At 44.4% G+C, this 19,456-nt stretch carries 20 protein-coding genes; 8 read left to right on the forward strand and 12 right to left on the reverse strand.

Translation table 11 applies throughout. From position 1 onward, the window contains the following. The 6 genes from BM095_RS06210 to BM095_RS06240 form a co-directional block, all read right to left on the reverse strand. Nucleotides 1-249 carry a hypothetical protein gene (locus BM095_RS06210; protein WP_091658996.1) on the reverse strand — a complete coding sequence of 83 codons (249 nt, stop codon included), beginning with the start codon at nt 247-249 and terminating at the stop codon, nt 1-3. A gap of 176 nt (nt 250-425) precedes the next feature. Then, complete coding sequence (locus tag BM095_RS06215; protein ID WP_091658999.1) at nt 426-1,952, reverse strand: Na+/H+ antiporter NhaC family protein; 1,527 nt, start codon at nt 1,950-1,952, stop codon at nt 426-428. A 469-nt stretch (nt 1,953-2,421) separates the two neighbouring features. Further along, a complete protein-coding gene (locus BM095_RS06225; protein WP_091659005.1) occupies nt 2,422-3,141 on the reverse strand; it encodes an amino acid ABC transporter permease in 720 nt (239 codons plus the stop codon). Between the two features lie 18 nt (nt 3,142-3,159). Further along, nucleotides 3,160-3,858 (reverse strand): amino acid ABC transporter permease, encoded by a 699-nt coding sequence (locus BM095_RS06230; RefSeq protein ID WP_091659008.1) that lies wholly within the window; start codon nt 3,856-3,858, stop codon nt 3,160-3,162. 11 nt (nt 3,859-3,869) lie between these two features. After that, nucleotides 3,870-4,706: an amino acid ABC transporter substrate-binding protein gene (locus BM095_RS06235; RefSeq protein ID WP_091659010.1), complete on the reverse strand. Its 837-nt coding sequence runs from the start codon at nt 4,704-4,706 to the stop codon at nt 3,870-3,872. A 15-nt stretch (nt 4,707-4,721) separates the two neighbouring features. Further along, nucleotides 4,722-5,474: an amino acid ABC transporter ATP-binding protein gene (locus BM095_RS06240; RefSeq protein WP_091659013.1), complete on the reverse strand. Its 753-nt coding sequence runs from the start codon at nt 5,472-5,474 to the stop codon at nt 4,722-4,724. A 135-nt stretch (nt 5,475-5,609) separates the two neighbouring features. On the opposite strand from BM095_RS06240, the gene BM095_RS06245 reads away from it, so the two are divergent. From BM095_RS06245 to BM095_RS06255, 3 genes are all read left to right on the forward strand, one after another. Next, complete coding sequence (locus tag BM095_RS06245; protein ID WP_091659015.1) at nt 5,610-6,764, forward strand: acyl-CoA dehydrogenase family protein; 1,155 nt, start codon at nt 5,610-5,612, stop codon at nt 6,762-6,764. 880 nt (nt 6,765-7,644) lie between these two features. Beyond that, nucleotides 7,645-8,178: a DUF6773 family protein gene (locus BM095_RS06250; RefSeq protein WP_091659018.1), complete on the forward strand. Its 534-nt coding sequence runs from the start codon at nt 7,645-7,647 to the stop codon at nt 8,176-8,178. Further along, entirely contained in the window at nt 8,165-8,371 is a 207-nt protein-coding gene (locus tag BM095_RS06255) for a helix-turn-helix transcriptional regulator (RefSeq protein WP_091659021.1), read from the forward strand. Before BM095_RS06250 ends, BM095_RS06255 begins: the two co-directional genes overlap by 14 nt. A 363-nt stretch (nt 8,372-8,734) precedes the next feature. Here BM095_RS06255 and BM095_RS06260 read toward each other — a convergent pair whose 3' ends face one another. After that, on the reverse strand, nt 8,735-8,983 hold the full coding sequence (locus tag BM095_RS06260; RefSeq protein ID WP_091659024.1) for a hypothetical protein: 249 nt from the start codon (nt 8,981-8,983) through the stop codon (nt 8,735-8,737). 767 nt (nt 8,984-9,750) lie between these two features. On the opposite strand from BM095_RS06260, the gene BM095_RS06265 reads away from it, so the two are divergent. Together BM095_RS06265 and BM095_RS06270 are read left to right on the forward strand one after the other, a co-directional pair. Beyond that, nucleotides 9,751-10,029, forward strand: coding sequence for a YciI family protein (locus tag BM095_RS06265; RefSeq protein WP_218151612.1), 279 nt, complete (start codon nt 9,751-9,753; stop codon nt 10,027-10,029). A 295-nt stretch (nt 10,030-10,324) separates the two neighbouring features. Continuing rightward, entirely contained in the window at nt 10,325-10,909 is a 585-nt protein-coding gene (locus tag BM095_RS06270; protein ID WP_091659029.1) for a hypothetical protein, read from the forward strand. Here the strand turns inward: BM095_RS06270 and BM095_RS06275 are convergent. The 5 genes from BM095_RS06275 to BM095_RS06295 form a co-directional block, all read right to left on the reverse strand. Next, the gene (locus tag BM095_RS06275) at nt 10,887-11,060 is read right to left on the reverse strand and encodes an aspartyl-phosphate phosphatase Spo0E family protein (protein ID WP_177194720.1); all 174 of its coding nucleotides are present in this window, start codon (nt 11,058-11,060) and stop codon (nt 10,887-10,889) included. The genes BM095_RS06270 and BM095_RS06275 overlap by 23 nt on opposite strands. Further along, entirely contained in the window at nt 11,038-12,543 is a 1,506-nt protein-coding gene (locus BM095_RS06280) for a GGDEF domain-containing protein (RefSeq protein ID WP_177194721.1), read from the reverse strand. Before BM095_RS06280 ends, BM095_RS06275 begins: the two co-directional genes overlap by 23 nt. Before the next feature lie 552 nt (nt 12,544-13,095). Continuing rightward, the gene (locus tag BM095_RS06285) at nt 13,096-14,289 is read right to left on the reverse strand and encodes an acetyl-CoA C-acetyltransferase (RefSeq protein WP_091659036.1); all 1,194 of its coding nucleotides are present in this window, start codon (nt 14,287-14,289) and stop codon (nt 13,096-13,098) included. Next, complete coding sequence (locus BM095_RS06290) at nt 14,280-14,942, reverse strand: 3-oxoacid CoA-transferase subunit B (RefSeq protein ID WP_091659039.1); 663 nt, start codon at nt 14,940-14,942, stop codon at nt 14,280-14,282. Before BM095_RS06290 ends, BM095_RS06285 begins: the two co-directional genes overlap by 10 nt. Before the next feature lie 156 nt (nt 14,943-15,098). After that, nucleotides 15,099-15,797, reverse strand: a complete 699-nt coding sequence (locus BM095_RS06295) for a CoA transferase subunit A (RefSeq protein ID WP_091659042.1) — start codon at nt 15,795-15,797, stop codon at nt 15,099-15,101. 113 nt (nt 15,798-15,910) lie between these two features. On the opposite strand from BM095_RS06295, the gene BM095_RS06300 reads away from it, so the two are divergent. The 3 genes from BM095_RS06300 (at nt 15,911) to BM095_RS06310 (ending at nt 18,805) form a co-directional block, all read left to right on the forward strand. Beyond that, entirely contained in the window at nt 15,911-16,801 is an 891-nt protein-coding gene (locus BM095_RS06300; protein WP_091659045.1) for a LysR substrate-binding domain-containing protein, read from the forward strand. 253 nt (nt 16,802-17,054) lie between these two features. Continuing rightward, nucleotides 17,055-17,291, forward strand: coding sequence for a DUF3311 domain-containing protein (locus BM095_RS06305; protein WP_245757831.1), 237 nt, complete (start codon nt 17,055-17,057; stop codon nt 17,289-17,291). After that, nucleotides 17,288-18,805, forward strand: a complete 1,518-nt coding sequence (locus BM095_RS06310; protein WP_091659047.1) for a sodium:solute symporter family protein — start codon at nt 17,288-17,290, stop codon at nt 18,803-18,805. The genes BM095_RS06305 and BM095_RS06310 overlap by 4 nt, the downstream gene beginning before the upstream one ends. Nucleotides 18,806-19,456: the final 651 nt, after the last annotated feature.

Here is a 19,456-nt window from a genome sequence, read left to right on the forward strand (position 1 = left end):
CTACTCTTCCTCCATTAACGTGACATTTGTATCTTTCACGTTGCTTGTGACATAGATATCAAATGGGACAGCTTGGACTTCATATTGTTTATATAGAAAGCCAGCGACTCTCCCGGATTGTTTCACGTGTAACACTGTATTATCGTTCCATGTAAGCTCCGCCTGCTGAATACTTTTAGAGGCCTTCGTTGTAAAGTCGCGGATGTCCGTTTCATTAAAATGCTTAATTTTTGTACATTTCCTCGCCATCTTTTAAGCCTTTTGACTCATGAAAACAAGGCCAGGCGGCAGCTTCATGATGGCATGTATGAAAGGCCCACAGAGGGTACTTACTGGCGCGGAGAGGGTGAAGCGTTTCGCTCCGTTCTAGGAGAATAATAAAAGGACTTCCGCTTCATTTCGGAAGTCCTTATCATGTTGAATTGTTAATTATAAAAAGATCGCCGTCCGAAGAAACGGAACAGAAACGTTTGGAGTACAATCCCAATAAGAAGGAGCACGATCACACTGCCGATAAATGCGGAAAGAATGTACAACAATCCGGCAACAGATGCGGTAACGAGCGCATATGGAATTTGAGTTGTCACGTGTGCAATGTGGTCGGATCCAGCGAAAATAGATGCCATGACGGTCGTATCGGAAATAGGAGAAATGTGATCTCCAAAAATGGCTCCGGCAAATATGGCTCCAATCACAATCGGGATAAATTCAACACCGCTAATCGTAAATGCGAGAGGTACGGCAATAGGGGTGAGAATAGTCATCGTGCCCCAAGACGTCCCGGTAGCAAATGAAATAAACATGGCAATGACGAAAATTAGCAGCGGCAATAAGCTTGTTGTCATCCAACCTTCTGTCAAACGTACGACGAATTCTGCGGTCCCGAGACTGTCCACTACCGCTCCAATGGACCAAGCCAGTACCATAATAATCAATGCCGGCAGCATCGTACGAATTCCTGCAAGAACGGTTTCTTCACATTCTTTTAACGACATTCCCCTCCGGAGGCCAATGATAAAACCGACCAATGTCATCGCAAATGCAGCCCACGTCAGTGCCACGGACACATCTGTGTTTTCCAGCGCTTCCATGAGGGACAATCCTTCCATGCCGCCCCCGGTGTACCACAATCCAAAGACCCCAACGACAATTAATGTAACGAGAGGAAGAACGAAATACCAGACAGATGCTTTCTGTTCCGACTCAAACGGCTCCCCGAGGTCATGCTCTACCGAAGACAAAGGAACAGCTTCGTCGTCCACCAGCTTCCCTGTTTCTCGTGCCCGTTTTTCCGCTTTTGCCATCGGCCCGAAATCTTTCCCTAAGATTACTGTCAACACAGCAAGCAACGAAAGAATCGCGTAAAAATTCCACGGGATCGATTGAAGGAACATCGCATACGGCTGCACATCCGTCAAACTAAGCGACGCAAAAGAAGCTGCAATCAAAGCGACTTGAAATCCGATCCAGTCGGAAACCGGTCCAATCGTCGCCATCGGTGCTGCTGTAGCATCGAGCACGTAAGCGAGTTTTTCCCGAGACACTCGGTACCTTGCATTCAAATCTTTCGATGCGTTCCCAACAATCACCGAATTGACGTAGTCGTTAAAAAATATGAGAATACCAAGAATATACGCAAACAGTAAGGATCGTTTTCCATTCGTAATTCTTTTTTCAAACGTCTTAATCAGTGCTTCGGTCCCACCGGTTTTAAATAATAGAGCGGCACCGGCCCCAAGAAAAGCAATCAATACGAGAAACCTTGCATTCCACGGGTCAATCATGACATCTTTCATCCACGTAAACGTTTCTGCTACGGCTCCAAATGGATTCCCATTCGCTGCGATCAAGCCGCCCACCCAAATACTAAGAAACAATGATAACAACACACGCCTCGTCACAATCGCGAGTACTACAGCAACAAGCGGAGGTACAATAGAAAGAACATCCAAGTCCTTTCCTCCTTTCTTTTGCTAAGTTCACCCAGCCTCCTTGAAACATGTAGCCTTTTCTTGCTATTACCACTGTATGCTCGGGCGTTAGCGCTTATGTTTGCTTGTGGTGCCAGGACGGGCTGTCATTCTGGATACGTTTTACAAGTTTGCATGACCTCTTTTCCAAGTCCCTCCCCGCTGCGGGTAACATTCGCGCGCTTCCCTGACCTCCTTAATCCTTTCCCTCTCCTTTCGGGCAACTTCCTCCTCTTTGCTTGACCTCCCTTGCTTGATGTACCTCTCTCTGGGCACGGTTCAACTGCTTGCGTGACTTCTTTCTGGGCTCCCTCCCCGATTCGGGTAACATTCGCACGCTTCCCTGACCTCCTTAATCCTTTCCCTCTCCTTTCGAGCAACTTCCTCAGTTCCAAATCATTGAAAAAGCTTGCAACCTCCACGAAGGAAGGAATGCAAGCTTAAGGATGAGTTATGCGGTGTTACTAGCACGGCCTTCAAAAGTTCTGGCCCGCTTTTCTATTCTTGCTAAGATAATTTCAAAAATAATACTGAGAAGCCAATAGATAAGAGCTGCGACTAAATACGTTTCTAAAAACCGGTAGCCATCATTTGCAATCACTCTGGAAATCCCTAAAACATCCATGATGCCAATAGTAAAGGCGAGGGCGGATGCTTTGATTAACATGATAAAGTGGTTCCCAAGGTTAGGGAGTGCCGTAACGAACGCTTGCGGAAGAATAATCCGGTACATGCCTTGGAATGTCGTCATTCCTACAGCCTTCGCGGCTTCCAGCTGTCCTTTGTCGACCGACTGGATGGCGCTTCGTACCACTTCCGTTAAATAAGAAGCAGAGTTGATGCTGTATGCAATGAGTGCAATAACGAGCGGTGACATGATATCAGGATTGAGCCCCCATTGAAACGTATCATTCAAGGATAGAATGAGCATAGGAAGCCCGTAAAAAAACACAAACAATTGTACAATTAAAGGAGTGCCTCGGAAAAAAGACACGAAGAGAACAGTGAGCTGATGGAGTACCGGTACGCGATATATACGAAAAAAAGCTAAGATCGTTCCGATGACTAAGCCGACAATCATCGCAACAATGGTGACCAACAACGTATAGGGCACACCTTGTAAGATCTTAGGCACCTGTTCTAACGCAAATTGTAGATCTATACCTGCCATAGTTGCCCCTTCTTTCCGTTAATTCGATATGCCTGCATGTTTCTTTCTCTGCGACCGTTCGATCCATAGAATGACCAATTCGATGAGGATACAAATAATCCAATACACGACCGCGATCGCTACATATATTTGAAACATGCCGACGCCGTAATTGTTTCCGAGAATGAGTTTGACTTGTCCCATAATATCGATAATACCGATCGTAAATGCGAGCGCCGTGTCTTTCAACAGTTCAATGGTGTGGTTTCCTACGTTAGGCAGAGCCACACGAAACGCTTGCGGGATAAGAATGCGCCGTAACGCTTGGGGATACGTCATCCCTACACTGTACGCGGCTTCGAGCTGTTCTTTCCCAACCGACAAGTAGGAAGACCGAAACACTTCGGACAAATAAGCGCCTGTATGTAAAGAGAACGTGATGACAACGAACACAAAACGAGACCAATGATTAATATCGATCCCAAACGTTAATAAAAGCTGCGGAATACCAAAGTATACGAGAAATAATTGCACGATCAATGGCGTACTTCTCGTGAACGACAAATAAACGGTAGCCAGCTGATGGAGAACAGGTATTTTTTCAATGCGGATAAACGCGATCACAATACCGATCAACATAGCAAAAATAAGAGAAACGACAAGCATAGCTAACGTGAGAGGCAAACGGTCGAGCACTTGCCCCAATATATTGATCCAGTCACTGAGCCCAAATGTCATATGCGTTCACCTCACTCATATTGAAAGCCTTCTACCGAAATGTCTTCTAAATCATCGAAGAAGTTCACTCCAAACCATTTTTCGGCAAGTTCAGGAAGTGTCCCATCTTCAATTAATTCTTCCGTGACGTGATTGATTTCTTCCGCGAGTTCCTCGTGATCCGGTTGAAACACGACATACACCGGTTCTTTGGATACGATCCCGCCCACTTTCAAATCAAGCTGAAGATTTTTTTGGATCGCTTCAAACGTCGTAATATTGAGAAACACCGCATCGGATCTGCCGCTTTCCACCCGTTTTAAGTTATTTTCATTCGACGGATTATCGACCGTCGTTAAAGGAATCGGTGGATCATTCTGCTCGTTATACGCGTTTAAAATCGAGCGAAGTCCGCCGCTTGCGGAGACGGGAGCCAATTCTTTGTCCGTCATATCATCCAACGACTCAATGTTATTTGTGTCTTTATGAACAATCAGCCCGGTCATGGAATAGCCGTACGGTGTTTCGGGATATAGAAATTTCTCTTCTCGTTCCGGGTTACTGAAAAACCAATTAATGGCCATATCAAATTTCCCGGCGCCGACTCCAATGAGATTCGATTCTTCCTCTCCCCACACATATTTGAATTCATATTGCGGGAGTCTTTCATCTACTGCTTTTAAATACTCGATATCATAGCCGGTCGGTTCATTGTTTTCATCGTTTCGTAGAAAAGGAGGGTTGACTTCCGCGCTGACAGCGACCTGGATGATTTCTTTTCCATCATTCGCAGTTCCCTGTACACCCGAACATCCGCTCATCAGTACAGAAAGGACTACCATGACAAAAAGTATTCTGATTGCTTTCATCTCCTCGTCCTCCTACTAAATGATAAAGTCGGGCTCTTGATGGATTCGTTTTAAGAAACGTTTCGTCCGTTCATGCGAGGGATGAACCAGAACATCCGCCGGCTTCCCTTTTTCCACGACTTCTCCTTGATCCATAAAAACCACTTGATCGGAAACACTGCGCGCAAACTCTATTTCATGTGTCACAATGACCATCGTCATCCCTTGTTTCGCAATATCTTTGATAATCGCCAAAATATCACCAACAATTTCCGGGTCAAGCGCCGAAGTGGGCTCGTCAAAAAGAAGAACAGCCGGATTCATCGCCATCGCCCGGGCAATTCCAACCCGCTGCTGTTGTCCGCCTGATAATTCATTTGGATACGCCTGTTTTCGTTCCGAGAGACCGACTTGTTTCAAAAAAGATTCTGCTACTTCTTCCGCTTCTGATTTCGGCATTTTTTTCGCGATCATTAAGCCTTCTGTTATGTTTTCAAGCGCTGTTTTATTTTTAAACAAGTTGTACTGCTGAAACACCATGGACGATTGCTGGCGCAGCGTATGAATCTGCTTTTTAGACACATGCTTCGCATCAATATCTACTTTATTAATAGACAATTGACCGCTGCTCGGTTTTTCTAAATAATTCATGCAGCGTAGCAGCGTCGTTTTTCCCGAACCGCTGGGACCGACAATCGACAGGACTTCCCCTTGTTTCACCTCAATATCTATCCCTTTTAGCACGTGAGTATCTCCGTAATATTTATGTAGATTCGAAACAGTAAGCATCGGATCATCACCTTTTTACGTTATCATTTGAATTAATTTATCATAGTAAATCCGATATGTAAAGTATGTTTTGAAAACCTTAATATGTTACTATAAAATCAAAGTGATAACCATTTAAATGAAGGATGATAGAGAATGAATCTACTCGAGTGTCACAGCCAAGAAGAACGCATCGCCCTCTTAGAAAAACACGTAGAACCCTTCCGCGAACGTGCGGATAAACATGATAAGGAAGGGACTTTCCCTCACGAAAACTTTGAAACCTTGCAAGAGATAAAATATCCCGCATTAACCATTCCGAAAACTTACGGAGGCGGCGGAATTAATTTAAAAGAAATGCTTGAGCTGCAGGAAGTGATCGCAAAAGCAGACGGAGCGACCGCTCTTTCCATCGGCTGGCACATGGGGATTGTCATGCAGCTGGGTGAAAATAACGCCTGGAACGAAGAAACGTATCGAGAAGTTGCCGAAGACATTGTCGCAAATGGCTCGTTGCTTAATAATACAGCAAGTGAACCTGCAACAGGGAGCCCCACTCGCGGAGGCCGTCCGGAAACAACGGCAGTGAAAACGGACAACGGCTGGACGATCACCGGTCGCAAAACGTTCACCACACTTGCGCCGATCTTGAGGTATTTCGTCGTAAGTGCCGGCATTGAAGGAACAGACAAGGTCGGAAACTTCCTCGTCCGCCGTGAATTACCTGGCGTGTCGATTAACTACACGTGGAATATGCTGGGAATGCGCGCGACAGGAAGTGAAGATCTCATTCTAGAGAACGTGGAGCTGCGTGAAGAGGACTTTGTCCAAGAAATCGTTCCCGGGAGCAAAGAACCAGCCGGCTGGCTTCTTCATGTACCTGTCTGCTATTTAGGGATTGCCGAAGCGGCTCTCGACTACAGCGCCCGCTACGCGCAGGACTACTCTCCAAACAGCATCAAAGGGACCATTTCCGAGCTTCCAAACGTCAAACAAAAAATCGGAGAAGCCGAATTGCTCTTGTTGCGCAGCCGTCATTTCCTTTATTCGGTGTCCGCCAAATGGGACCGCTCTTCTCGGGAGGAACGGATGGACATGAGAACCGAATTGGCAGCGGTCAAACACTCCGTCGTCAATGACGCACTCGAAGCAGTCGACCTCTCCATGAGAGTGGTAGGAGCGAAAAGCTTGTCTCTTGAAAATCCACTCCAACGCCACTACCGAGACGTCAGAGCAGGACTTCACAACCCACCGATGGATGACATGACGATCATGCAGCTTGCTACCGACGCCTACACCCGAAATCAATAAGAAAAGCGGAGGCGTCTGTTTATCGGCGACAAGCGCTGGAGACCCGCCAAGGTGGCTTTGCCGCCGCAGTGTGGGTTGAAGCGATCTCGAGCCGATGACGCCTGCAGCTAGACAATAAGAAAAGCGGAGGCGTCCCGCTCAGACGCGATAGGTTCTGGAGGGGCAGCAAAGAAAGGTGCTCTTTCCTTTCATTGTCTGCACCGAAGAAACCCAGAGCGTCTGGGCGCTGAAGCTAGACAATAAGAAAAGCGGAAGCGTCCTGGCTTCACAGGACGTAGGTGTGCTTGATCCGACGAACGGACGAGCACACCTTTTTTTGCCTACTTCACTTCTTGGAAGAAGTTATTCCTAGCTTCGTTTTCTGATTCGTTGTATCGCTTAATGGGGTAACGCTTCTCCTCCATGGGCGGATTAGGAAGGAGGAAGAAAGGATTATTTTGTATCCGCTCTTTTTCCTATGTAACCATACATATGTGCGATGGCCATGAGATACAGGCAAAACGTTTCCCCATGACAAACCCACATTTTATTCCACTGACCCGGTCCTTTCCCGCAAAATAAGGCATGCCCTTTGTTCTTGACTTGTCCCTGTTTATTTAATCATCTTATGGACATGCGAAAGCATCATTGTTTGTTCCAACCAATATCATTTCTTTTCTCCTCTAATCGATAGGAGCATGTCCTTCAACCTGCGTCACGTCACCGTCTTCCTTCCCTTCCACCTTTTGATATCCTACACCAAATAATTGGGTGATGCCTATCCATAAAAACATGTATGTATGTCTTATTAGTTAATTTCCATTACATAATGACAAATATATATTGCATAAAGACATTATATGGATTACTATGAAGTTAGCTCAAAAAGGGGGAAGGCATGATGGGGTTTTTAAACTCAAAGATTCAAGATGAACGGGTCCTTCATACTAAGTACAAAATTTACTCAGAAATTTACATCCTGGTCATCATAATATGCGGTATCTCGGCTCTACTGAAACGTTATGTGTATGATCTGACTATTGAGCATATGTTCACTGAGTTCATTATTCTTCTTGCTGGTGCTATCTATTATGTAGTTCGATCTGTGATGTTAGGTATTTTTTCTGCGGACGTAGAAATGCATGACCAGAAAAGCAAGCATTCTATGCGAAAGAAAACCCTAATTTACAGTGTTGTATTCGGACTTGGTATCGCCCTTTTCATGGGTGTGAACAGTGCTGTGCGATACGCAGAGGGGCCGGGCCAGAGTATAGAATATTTTTTTATAACCGCTTTCGGCTCACTGATGATCTATTTGCCATTCTTTGTCATTATCCTTGTCGTTGGTAATGAAGTAGGCAAACGAATGAGCGATAAGGCAGTAAACAAAATGCTTGATGCGGATGATTCTGGTGATAACGATGAAAAACATTAAACTGAAAATGGCACGGGTCGAGCATGACTTATCCCAGGCAGAACTCGCAAACCGTGTGGGGGTCTCACGCCAGACGATCGGACTTATCGAGCTCGGTAAATACAACCCCACTCTTAATCTGTGCCTGGCAATCTGTCACACGCTTGGCAAAACACTTGATGAATTGTTTTGGGAAGAACTGGATAATGAATAGAGGAGAAACATGAGGAAATGAATGAATGGAAGCAAAACGTACGACAAACGGATTTTCACCCTGCAACTCGTAAATATTATTTATCTTTTAAAAAAGTCATCCTCTCTCTTTTACATTCAATAGAGGGAGGATGACTCTGTAATTATTGGATCGATTAATGGGGCCACGGATACATCCGCTGCCTCCCTATCTTGATAACCTGCAACCTACTCATCACTTGATGGTTTGGCTTCTAAGGCGTATTTCAACTCTTCCTATCCCTCCACATGAACTGAAATGCCTTCTTACCATTATAATGATCGTTGGAGGAGATACTTTTTCTGTTGGCAGTATCCTGAAATTACACCCGCAAGAATTGGCGATTCATCTAGGGGTATCTTTTACAATTAGCTTAGAAGTTAAATACGCAAGGGTTGCTGCAAAAAATGCAATAAATAATGTAAGGGAAGGAGTGCCGCCATTGATCACCGTGTTATTGGTTAAAGGACCAGCTTGGTTCCAAGCACTCGTTATATCCGGAACATAAAAGACAGTCAACAAGTATCCTGTTACCATTTGAAATGCTGCAAACAAACATAGAAAACTAATTGCAAACACAATATATTTTTTCATGAAATGATCTCTCCCTTTGTTCTTTTTCTCTCTCTTTGAAGATAAGAATCATTCGTTCTTCACTATAGTAGATGATGTAGACACCGGCCTTTATTATCGAAAATATTCATTCAAAATCGAACTCCTATTGCTAGATCGCTAATAGTTTGTGATCCCACATCTATTGTTTTTCAGACATCCTTCCCCCTCAACCCATTATCCATTAGTTGAAGAACGTTTGTTTCTCCTTGATTTATTTTTTCTCGAAAGATCAAACAAACACGGTCATAACTACTCGTACCATCATTTTTATCTAAAGCCTTTTTTCAGCTATTCCACTTCTTTTTTTAAACGATCGATCTCTTTATTAAGAGTTACATAATCTTCCATTATTATAGCCTCGAAAAACATTGTCTAAAAACTGTTTCATGAACATCGTTTACAGATAAATTAACCTGTTTTTCTTCCATCATTTTACCACCTCTTTTTTTTCTCTTTGAATTTTTCTAGTAGACTATTACTATGTTCTTTTTCCATTTTATCTGTTCTTCGCTCGGAAACCATCACATCAATCCAAGCCTTTATACGTATCCTACTAAATGGATCGATATTAGCACACCAATAATGACTTGCCCTTCAAATACTTTGAAATCGATAAAATCTCCATGTTTGTTTGAATTTACGATCGAGGAATCCAGCACGATTTTATTAAATAGGGCAAAAACTATTTGAATTATGTTAATATTTGGTATACAACAATAAATATTTTAGAGAGGGAGATTCATATGGTGTTATACTTAGTGAAATATACTTTAAAAGGCAATGATAAAGGGGTACATTTAAAGACTCCTCACATTGATTATCTAAAAAGACTATATGATGAGGGAACTTTACTGACGGCAGGATTGTTTACAGGCAAGGTAGGAGGGTATCTATTGTTTAAAACAGAGTCTTATGAAGAAACGCAAGCATTGATTGAGAAAGACCCCTACATCGTCCATGGGGTGAGAGACTTTGAAATTGAATCTTGGGATGTCTCACCGTTTCCTCTTAAAGTTGTTGAGTAACCATCTTTTTAAAGCATACTGAATATTTTTTCACTACACCCAGATATAAGTAATAGGATTAAAACGAGAAGGCATACAATCCCCCTTTTTTATTCAAGGATTATTCTTATTCGATTAAACTGCCCTTTCGTTGAAAACAACTTCACACAATAAACCTCTATTTATCTCGTTCATCTTTGATAAAAGTGTGTACTTTACTTTTTCTGAAGTACATTCACGGATGGCGAGATCTTTGACGTCTTTATGCTGATACCCGCACTCGGAGCACAGCTGGCTGGACGGGAAATCTTTTAGTATGACAACGTACTTTTTTGCCATACTAATCGGCTTTGTACTTCAGCATCGTATGCAAGAGAGACTAGTTAGAGCAAAGCAAGACAACTCGAAATCACTTTCCATCGCGGGGAGAGGTAGAAAGGGAGCAGTTATGAAAAAACAGTATGGCTTATGGGGACAAGTGATCGGCGCAGGGGTAGCAGCTGGAACAGCACTTGGTTTATTTTTGAAGGCGGTAGAGCAGGGGACGGGTGTGAAAGTATATACGTTACTGCTTAACGTTGACTACATACCAGTCCTTCAACATTATTACTTTTCTGAGTTTACCGAGTTCGGGTTCCATCTCCTGGTCTCCATAGGTCTCACTGCTGTATTCGCGGGTTTTTTACGAAAAAAGAGGCCGTCCCGTGAAAGAATCGTTCCTTTCATCGTAACGGCCAGTACCCTTATCGGTGTTTTATATTTTCCGGTCACCGTTTTATCGGAACAGACGCCTTCTGTTACTTCCATTCAAGCACTGATCCCGTGGCTCATCGGTCATTCCTTGTATGGATGGATACTAGGGATGATGATGCGCCGGTTTATTCCAGACAGCTCTCGATAGCTTCCGGGCATTGCTGATTCATTAATTGGTCTAGTTCCTGGCTGATGGCCACCACCCTCTTATCGGTGAAGGAGCCGAATTTTTCATAAGCTGCCATCATTTCATGGCGTGTCTCTTCGATTTTTTTCTCAACCCGTTTCGTCTTCTTCATATCCATCCTCCTCGTACACGTGATACTGATTCTTTCCTTTTTCCTTCGAAGCATACAAGGCACTGTCTGCTTTTTTAAAGAGCACGTCGGGATCCTTCCCGTGCTCCGGCGCAATCGCAATTCCCGCACTTGCTGTAACATTGAGCATCGACAGGCTATGATCGGTTTCGATCGAATGCTGAATATCAGAAATCACTCGAGCTGCCGCACTCTCCGCTTCCTCTCTGTTTGTGTGAGGCATGATGATCATAAATTCATCACCCCCCAGCCGGAATGGAGTGTCTCCTTTGCGAATCGTCGAAGACAAATGGAAAGCAATTTGCTTAAGCAGCACATCGCCTCTATCATGGCCTAAAGTATCATTTACAGCTTTGAAATTATCCAGATCTACCATGATTAAGGCGGTTTCCTGTGATTTCTGGCGCAGCTGAGAGCGGAGGAAATCATTAAACGCCGCTCTGTTTTTTAAACCAGTTAAACTATCGTGAAAAGCCATATGCATAGGCTTGGCAATCCAGTGTGAAATAAGAAGCGCCAATGCGGTAGCTACGGTTAATACAATTACTAACGTCATGTAAAAATTGTTGCGATTTTCCTCTAATACGGATTGCAGCTCATTATTGTTGTAAACAATTTCTAACACTTTATTTTTCGTTGTCCCATTGTCGACTTTCGACTCATAAGGAGTATATCGATAAATGGCGGGCTCGCCTTTCCACTCTTCTTCGACTTCAGATGGCTGTTTCGTGGCATAGGTTTTTTCAAAAGCCTCTCGTCGTTCCGGAGATAGCCTGGCCTCATCTACAGGCTCTCCTAATGAATAGCCTCCTATATTTAACACATGGATATCATATATGGAGTCATACTGATCCGCTAAATTTTCCATGACACGGAAAAAATTAAACTCTTCAAAAATCTGACTTTCTTCCACTGAATAGCCGAGCTCAATCATGTATTGCTTGTCCGGAGTCGCCATATAACTGTATTTTTTCACTTCTCCTGTCTCTTGCTCGATGTCCATGCCGTCATGAAAGAAATGTCCTGCTTCCCGTCTCTCATTTAAAACGCTCGCGAGCTTCTCGCAGCATGCTTCAAAATCTAAGCCAATGTCATCGGGAAAGCTGCTGTGAGTAATAACATTCTCCGTGTCGAGGATGTAAATATCCATCCCGAGTTGCTGTTCTAATTGCTCGAAATCCCATTCGTCAAAATGGGGATTGTCTTTATATTTATCGAGGAGACGATAGGTGTTTTCTTGCATTTTAGAGGCCGTTTCTTCTTCAAATAAGTAGTGTGCTTTCTCAAAAGAGTGAAGCGAAGAGGTCACCATTTCTTCGGTTTGCTGTACTTGGGATTGGTTATGTTTCACTGCTTGCTCTTCCAATCGTTGTTGGTCGATTGCCGACAATCCTATCGAAATAAAAAGAGCGAACCCTATCATTATAAGAAAAAGCCTCGTCTTTATATTTGTACGCAACGTCACCACCCCACCTCCCATCAGATGAAACAGAGCGCCATTTAACTGTGAAAATGGTACTATGTCGAATAATAAAAAATGATGTCATTCACTCTATTAGGATGATAAAACTAGTTCCTAATATTTAATTATACATCGTATTCATCTGTTTTGGGTAGGGATTTTTCATAATTATTAATAATATTTTAATGTTTATTGCTTACGGAAAACAGCTCCCCCTAGAGTTGGGAGTGCTGATTTGAAAAAAAAAGTCGCATCTAGTCCTATTTACCTATAACTTTTGAGAAAAAGAGAAACTATCACTCTTCTTCAAAAGATACACGTGGCAGACGGCTCTGGTCCTCGTGTCCCAAGTGTAAAAGAAGCTCCAGGGGCGTATTGAGACATATAACGGCCTGGAGCTTAACAGTCTATTCTATTAGCAAGGAACAAGTGCTTACTTTAGATTCAGTATAGAACTTATGTTCCTTCGCGTCAACCTGTTTTCTGAAATTTCTGTTATGTAATTTTGATTTTTTACACAGGAAAAGGAAGCCGTTTAAAATGGCTTCCTTCTATCTATATACGTTCTACAATGGTAGCCACACCTTGACCGCCGCCAATACATAGCGTAGCTAATCCTGTTTTGCTGTTTCGACGTTTCATTTCATAAAGAAGGGTGATGAGAACGCGAGCACCACTGGCACCGATTGGATGACCGAGGGCAATCGCCCCTCCATTGACATTTAAGCGATCTTCAGGAAATTTCAATTCCCGCTGAACGGCAAGGGACTGCGCGGCAAAGGCTTCATTTGCCTCAATCAAGTCAAGATCATCAACCGTCAACCCAGCCCGCTCTAATGCTCGCTGTGTTGCGGATACCGGCCCAATGCCCATAATACGTGGCTGAACGGCGGCGTTCGCATTCATACGAATTCGAGCAAGCGGCGTGATTCCTAGTTCTTCTGCTTTTCTTTCACTCATCACAATCAAGGCAGCGGCGCCGTCATTAATGCCGGATGCATTTCCTGCCGTGACGCTTCCTTCTTTCTTAAAGGCCGGGCGTAATTTGCCGAGCTTCTCAGCAGTCGTGCCGGAACGGATTCCTTCGTCTTGGTCTACTCTGACCGGATCCCCTTTTCGCTGCGGGACGTCAATCGGGATGATTTCTTCCTCAAACAGCCCTTTTTCCTGGGCTTGAGCCGCTTTTTCTTGGCTCGCAGCAGCGAACGCGTCTTGTTCATCACGGGTAATGCCGTACTCCTCATTTAAGTTTTCCGCCGTAATTCCCATGTGATAATTTTCCATCGCGCACGTCAGGCCATCATCGATCATGCTGTCGACCAGCTTTTGGTTCCCCATGCCAAAACCATCGCGAGCGCCTTTTACAAGATAAGGAGCCTGACTCATATTTTCCATGCCGCCCGCAACAATGATTTCCGCATCTCCTGCTTTTATTGCTTGCGTTGCCAAGTGAACGGCTTTTAAGCCCGATCCGCACACTTTATTTATCGTCATCGATGGAACGCCTTCGGGAAGGCCGGCTTGGAGAGCTGCCTGGCGAGCCGGGTTCTGCCCTAATCCGGCTTGAAGAACATTTCCCATAATGACTTCATCCACTTGGTCTGGCTGGATTCCCGCTCGCTCAAGTGCGGATGAAATAGCTGCTTTTCCGAGGTCGACGGCGGACACGTTATTGAAAGCCCCACGGAACGTTCCGATCGGGGTCCGGACCGCGCCGGCTAAGACAATACCCTCTTCCCTCACTGAGATCCCTCCTTCTTTCGGAGTGATTCATCCACGGTAAACGAAGCTTCCGTGTTTTGGCGAACCGTTTCGATATCCGAGCCATCTAAAATTTCACGAAGAACCATGCCGTTCTCTGTAAAATCAAACACCGCCATATCTGTGATCAGTCGATCGACGACTTGTGATCCTGTTAATGGAAGTTCACATTCGGAGCGTACTTTCGACTGACCGTGTTTGTTCACGTGATTCATAATGATAACCACTTTTCGGGCGCCTTGTACGATATCCATCGCGCCTCCCATGCCTTTTACCATTTTTCCGGGAATCATCCAGTTTGCTAAGTCGCCTTTCTCAGAAACTTCCATGCCGCCGAGAATGGCGAGGTCCACATGCCCGCCGCGGATCATCGCGAAAGACTCGGCGTTATCAAAGAAAGACGCCCCTTTTTTCGTTGTCACCGTTTCTTTTCCGGCATTGATGAGATCACCGTCTTCCTCTCCTTCTACCGGGTAAGGACCTATTCCGAGTAGTCCGTTTTCCGAATGGAGAAACACACTTTTCGTTTCCGGTATCCGGTCCGCAATCAGTGTCGGCATCCCAATCCCTAAGTTCACATTCATGCCATCTTCAATTTCTTTTACCGCACGGGAAATGATTTTTTCACGCGAATTGCTCATACCGATCCCTCCTCATGTATTTATAGCTGTTAGACGATATATTTTTATTCTTTGGTGCATAGCGATTCTTCTGCTAAAAGTGCAGCAATGCATCTCCTGCGTAAGTCAAAGCAGAAGTCAGCACGTCCTGTGCAAGCCAGGGCACTTACGCTTTTCTTATTGCGCTTGGCGGACGGTTCTTCTCTCTATTCGTTTTTCGAAGTGATCGCCTTTCAAAATATTCTGTACGTAAATGCTCGGCGTATGGATAAAGTTCGGGTCTAACTCCCCTGGCTCAACGATCTCTTCCACTTCCGCAATGGTATGCTCACCGGCTGCGGCTGCTAACGGGTTAAAGTTGCGTGCGGTGTAGCGGTATATCAAATTTCCGTAAGAATCCCCTTTCCATGCTTTTACAAGAGCCACATCCCCTACAATGGCTTCTTCCAAAATGCATGTTTTCCCGTCAAATTCTTTATGCTCCTTGCCTTCCGCAATAGGGGTTCCGACTCCCGTTGGCGTATAAAAACCGCGAATACCAGCACCGCCAGCGCGAATCCTCTCCGCAAGCGTTCCCTGTGGTACGAGTTCTACTTCCAATTCCCCATTCAAGTACTGGGACTCAAACGTTTTGTTTTCCCCAACGTACGATGCAATCATTTTTTTAATTTGCCGATTTTGAAGCAACAGACCTAATCCCCAGTCGTCCACCCCGCAGTTGTTACTGACTACTGTGAGATCTTTTGTGCCTTGTTCTGCCAATGCTTGAATGAGATTCTCCGGGATACCCGATAACCCGAAACCACCAACGATGAGCGTATCCCCATCTTTAATTTTGCGAACACTCTCTTCAAATGACGTAGACACCTTTGACATGAAAAAACCCCCTTACGACGTTTTGTTACTTTCCACTTTACTAAAAACGCTTACATAAGTAAAATAGATAAATATTATATATTTATTCCAAAATAGAATAAAAGGTGACCGCTATGAATTTGAAACAACTGGAATATTTTCTAGAAATAGAAAAGGAAAAAAGCTTCTCGAAAGCAAGTCAAACGTTGCATGTTTCTCAACCTTCGTTAAGTAAAGTCATTCATCAGCTTGAAGAAGAATTGGGCATCCGCTTGTTTGACCGATCGACTCGCCACTTGCGAATCACCGACGAAGGAAAAATGATGTTGATCCATGCCCAACAAGTGATTCGGGCGGCAGATGATATGAAGAAAGCAGCAGATGATTTGATTCAGCGACGAAAAGGAAGCTTCCTCTTTGGACTCCCCCCGGTCATCGGTTCGACCTTGTTTCCCGATGTGATCGCGGACTTCCGTGCGACTTACCCAGATACCGACATGCAAATCATTGAGGAAGGGGCAAAAATCATGGAAGCATCTTTGCTGGAAGGTAATATTGATGTAGGCGTCGCGATTCTTCCCGTCGCGTCGGACCTGTTTGATGTTCGCCCTCTCATTCAAAAACATTTACTTCTCATCGTTGCCCCCGATCATCCGCTAGCAAAGGAAAAAAAGATCACGATGAAAGAGCTTCGTCATGAACGCTTCCTTATGTTCCAGCAAGGCTTTTCTTTATATGACCGGGTTCGCGAAGGATGCATTGAGGCCGGTTTCGAACCGACTGTTATCCATGAAAGCACGCAGTGGGATTTTCTCGTTGAAATGGCTAAGAAAAATCTTGGTGTGGCATTTGTTCCTGAAACACTCTGTGAAAAAATGGACATGACCGAGGTCGGGGTTATTGAAGTTACAGACCCGGCCCTCACGTGGGATCTCGCTCTCATTTGGCGAAAAAACAGCTATCAATCTCACGCCACGAGAGAATGGATCGACTTTGTGGAAGAGAGTTTTCGAGCTAAAAAGTAATGAGATGATCTACTATAAAAGGACATTCGGGATACTCCTCCCGAATTCCTTTTATTTTTTTCCTTATTTGAATCCAGACCATTCGACACAGTCTCTTTTGTAAAAATAAATTCACTCAATGAGAAAAACAACTTATTATTTCGTGCGCATTTTGATAAAATATTAAAATTCATTTGACAATTATTAACTTTATATTATCATATTTAATAACTTACTTTTTTACCCAATTAATTTTCAGAAAGGAGTGTCTATTGTGAAGAATAGAAACAATACCCGTATCTTTCTTTTTGCTGCTTCTATTTTCGGGTTGATTATGATGGAAAGTCCGCTCCTCTTAGCTGCAAATCGAGTCGAACCTTTCATTTTCGGCTTTCCTTTTTTAGTAGCTTGGATTTTATTTTGGTGGGCGTTTTGTACCATCTTATTCTTCATTGCTCACAAAATGAACTGGGGAAAACCGAAGTCCAAACAGGAGAGTGATGCATCATGACGATGGGCGTTCTCATTATCGTATTATTTATGGTCATTCCGCTTGTGGTCGGATTTTATGCCGCTGGGAAATCTCAAAATACGAGTGACGACTATTTCATTCAAGGACGCGGCATGGGATCGGTCGCAGCGTTTTTCACCGTTGCCGCCACTTGGTGGAGTGCTTTCGCCTTTCTCGGCTCCAACGCCTCGTTTTACACTGAAGGGCCGGTGTATTTAACCGCATTTGCATGGAACATTTTATTTGGTTTTTTATATTTTGTAGTCGGAAAACGTGTCTGGTTTTTAGGGAAAAAGTTTAACTATGTGACCCCGTCTGATTTGTTAGGTGATTTTTATAACAGTGAAAAAGTTCGTATTCTCGTTGGCCTTATCGTTATTGTTTTTACGATTCCTTACTTGCAGATTCAATTAACCGGGGGCGCATATTTAATTGAAGTGGCGTCCGGCGGTGTGATTCCTTTCTGGCTTGCTGCTCTTATTTTTTACGTCGTCATTATTACATACGTGTGGGTTGGCGGAATTCGCGCTGTCGCATGGACCGATATTATTTATGGCGCATTGTTATTTTTCGGTCTCTTATTCGTCGGGTTTTATATTGCAAACGTTGTAGGCGGACCGGCGTCTATGTTCAGCCAAATGCAAGAGTCCCATCCGAATCACATGACGCTCCCTGGTCCAGAAGGTTCTTCGGGGTATGCGACTTGGATTTCTCTTTGCTTTGTGACAGCTATTGGTGCGATTATGGGACCACAGATTTGGCTGCGTATGTATTCCGTCAAAAACGGACAGCTTTTTAATTTAATGCCGTTTTTAATTTCACTTGTGGCGATCACGTACATTGGATCCTTATTTGTCAGCTGGACAGGCGTTCTCGTTATGCCTGGAGTCGAAAATCCAGATCAGATCTTGCCGCTCATGCTGCTCGACTACGCCCCGTTTGTCATCGGAGCAATCGTCCTTGCCGGCGGAGCTTCAGCCGCCATGTCTACGGCGAACAGCCAGATTCATGCGGTGTCCACCGTCATGACGAAAGACTTTTATCAACGGTACCGAAATCCGGAAGCTCCCCAATCGAAGCTGATCCAAGTCGGTCGTTATTTCCTATTGGCGTTTTCGGTGTTAGCATACTTCTTGGCTTTGTTTGCGCCTGGATTGCTTGTCACCGTTGGGTTGATTGCCTTTGGTGGAACGGCGCAGCTCATTGTTCCTGTCATTGGCGCACTTTTCTGGAAACGCGGAACGGCAAGCGGTGCCATGGCCGGCTTGATTGGAAGCCTTGTCTTTATCATTGCGTTTACTTTTATTCCAGCGCTAGTGAGTCCACTTGGTCTCGATCCTGCGATGTGGGGACTTGCGATTAATACCGTCTTGTTCATCGGTGTCAGCTATGCTACCGCGCCGCGTGACCAGCATGTTGTCGACCGCTTTGATAAAGCCTTGCGCGAGTTCCGCGGAGAAGAAGGAATCGAAGACATAGAAGCTTCTGAACCAAAAGAACACATTCCTTCTTAATAAAAGAAAAGCGGATCAGTAAGGGAAGCCCCTGAAGCTGGTCCGCTTTTTATTTGATTCGACAAAGTAAGGGACTCGGATTCGAGACACATCGTCCCCTGCTGCATTTGTTGACCTTCCTTCTATATTTTTTAAGTTTGACGTCACTATGGATGCCGGTTAACGACCTTAGAATCTTTCTTCTCCTTTTCAAGGGCACCACCCACTGTGCTTACTGACCTTGGTCTGCTTTCTTCGCGTGCTTAGGGCATCCACCTTGGTCCGTTGCTTCGCTTTGTTGACCTTCCTTCTATATTTTTCAGTTTCAACGTCACTATTGAACCCCAATGATGACCTTGGAATCCTTCTTCTCCTTTTCAAGGGCTTCATCCGCTCCGGTTACTGACCTTGGTTTCCTTTCTGCTCAGCCTTAGGGCATCACCTTGGTCTGTTGCTTCGCTCTGTTGACCTTCCCTCTTTATTTTCCAATCTCAACGTCACTATTGAACCCCAATGATGACCTTGGAAGCTTTCTTCTCCTTTTCAAGGGCACCACCCACTCCGGTTACTGACCTTGGTTTCCTTTCTGCTCAGCCTTAGGGCATCCACCTTGGTCTGTTGCTTCGCTTTGTTGACCTTCCTTCTATATTGTTCAGTTTCAACGTCACTATT

The organism is Alteribacillus iranensis (genome assembly GCF_900113025.1).
Taxonomy (GTDB): domain Bacteria; phylum Bacillota; class Bacilli; order Bacillales; family Marinococcaceae; genus Alteribacillus_A; species Alteribacillus_A iranensis.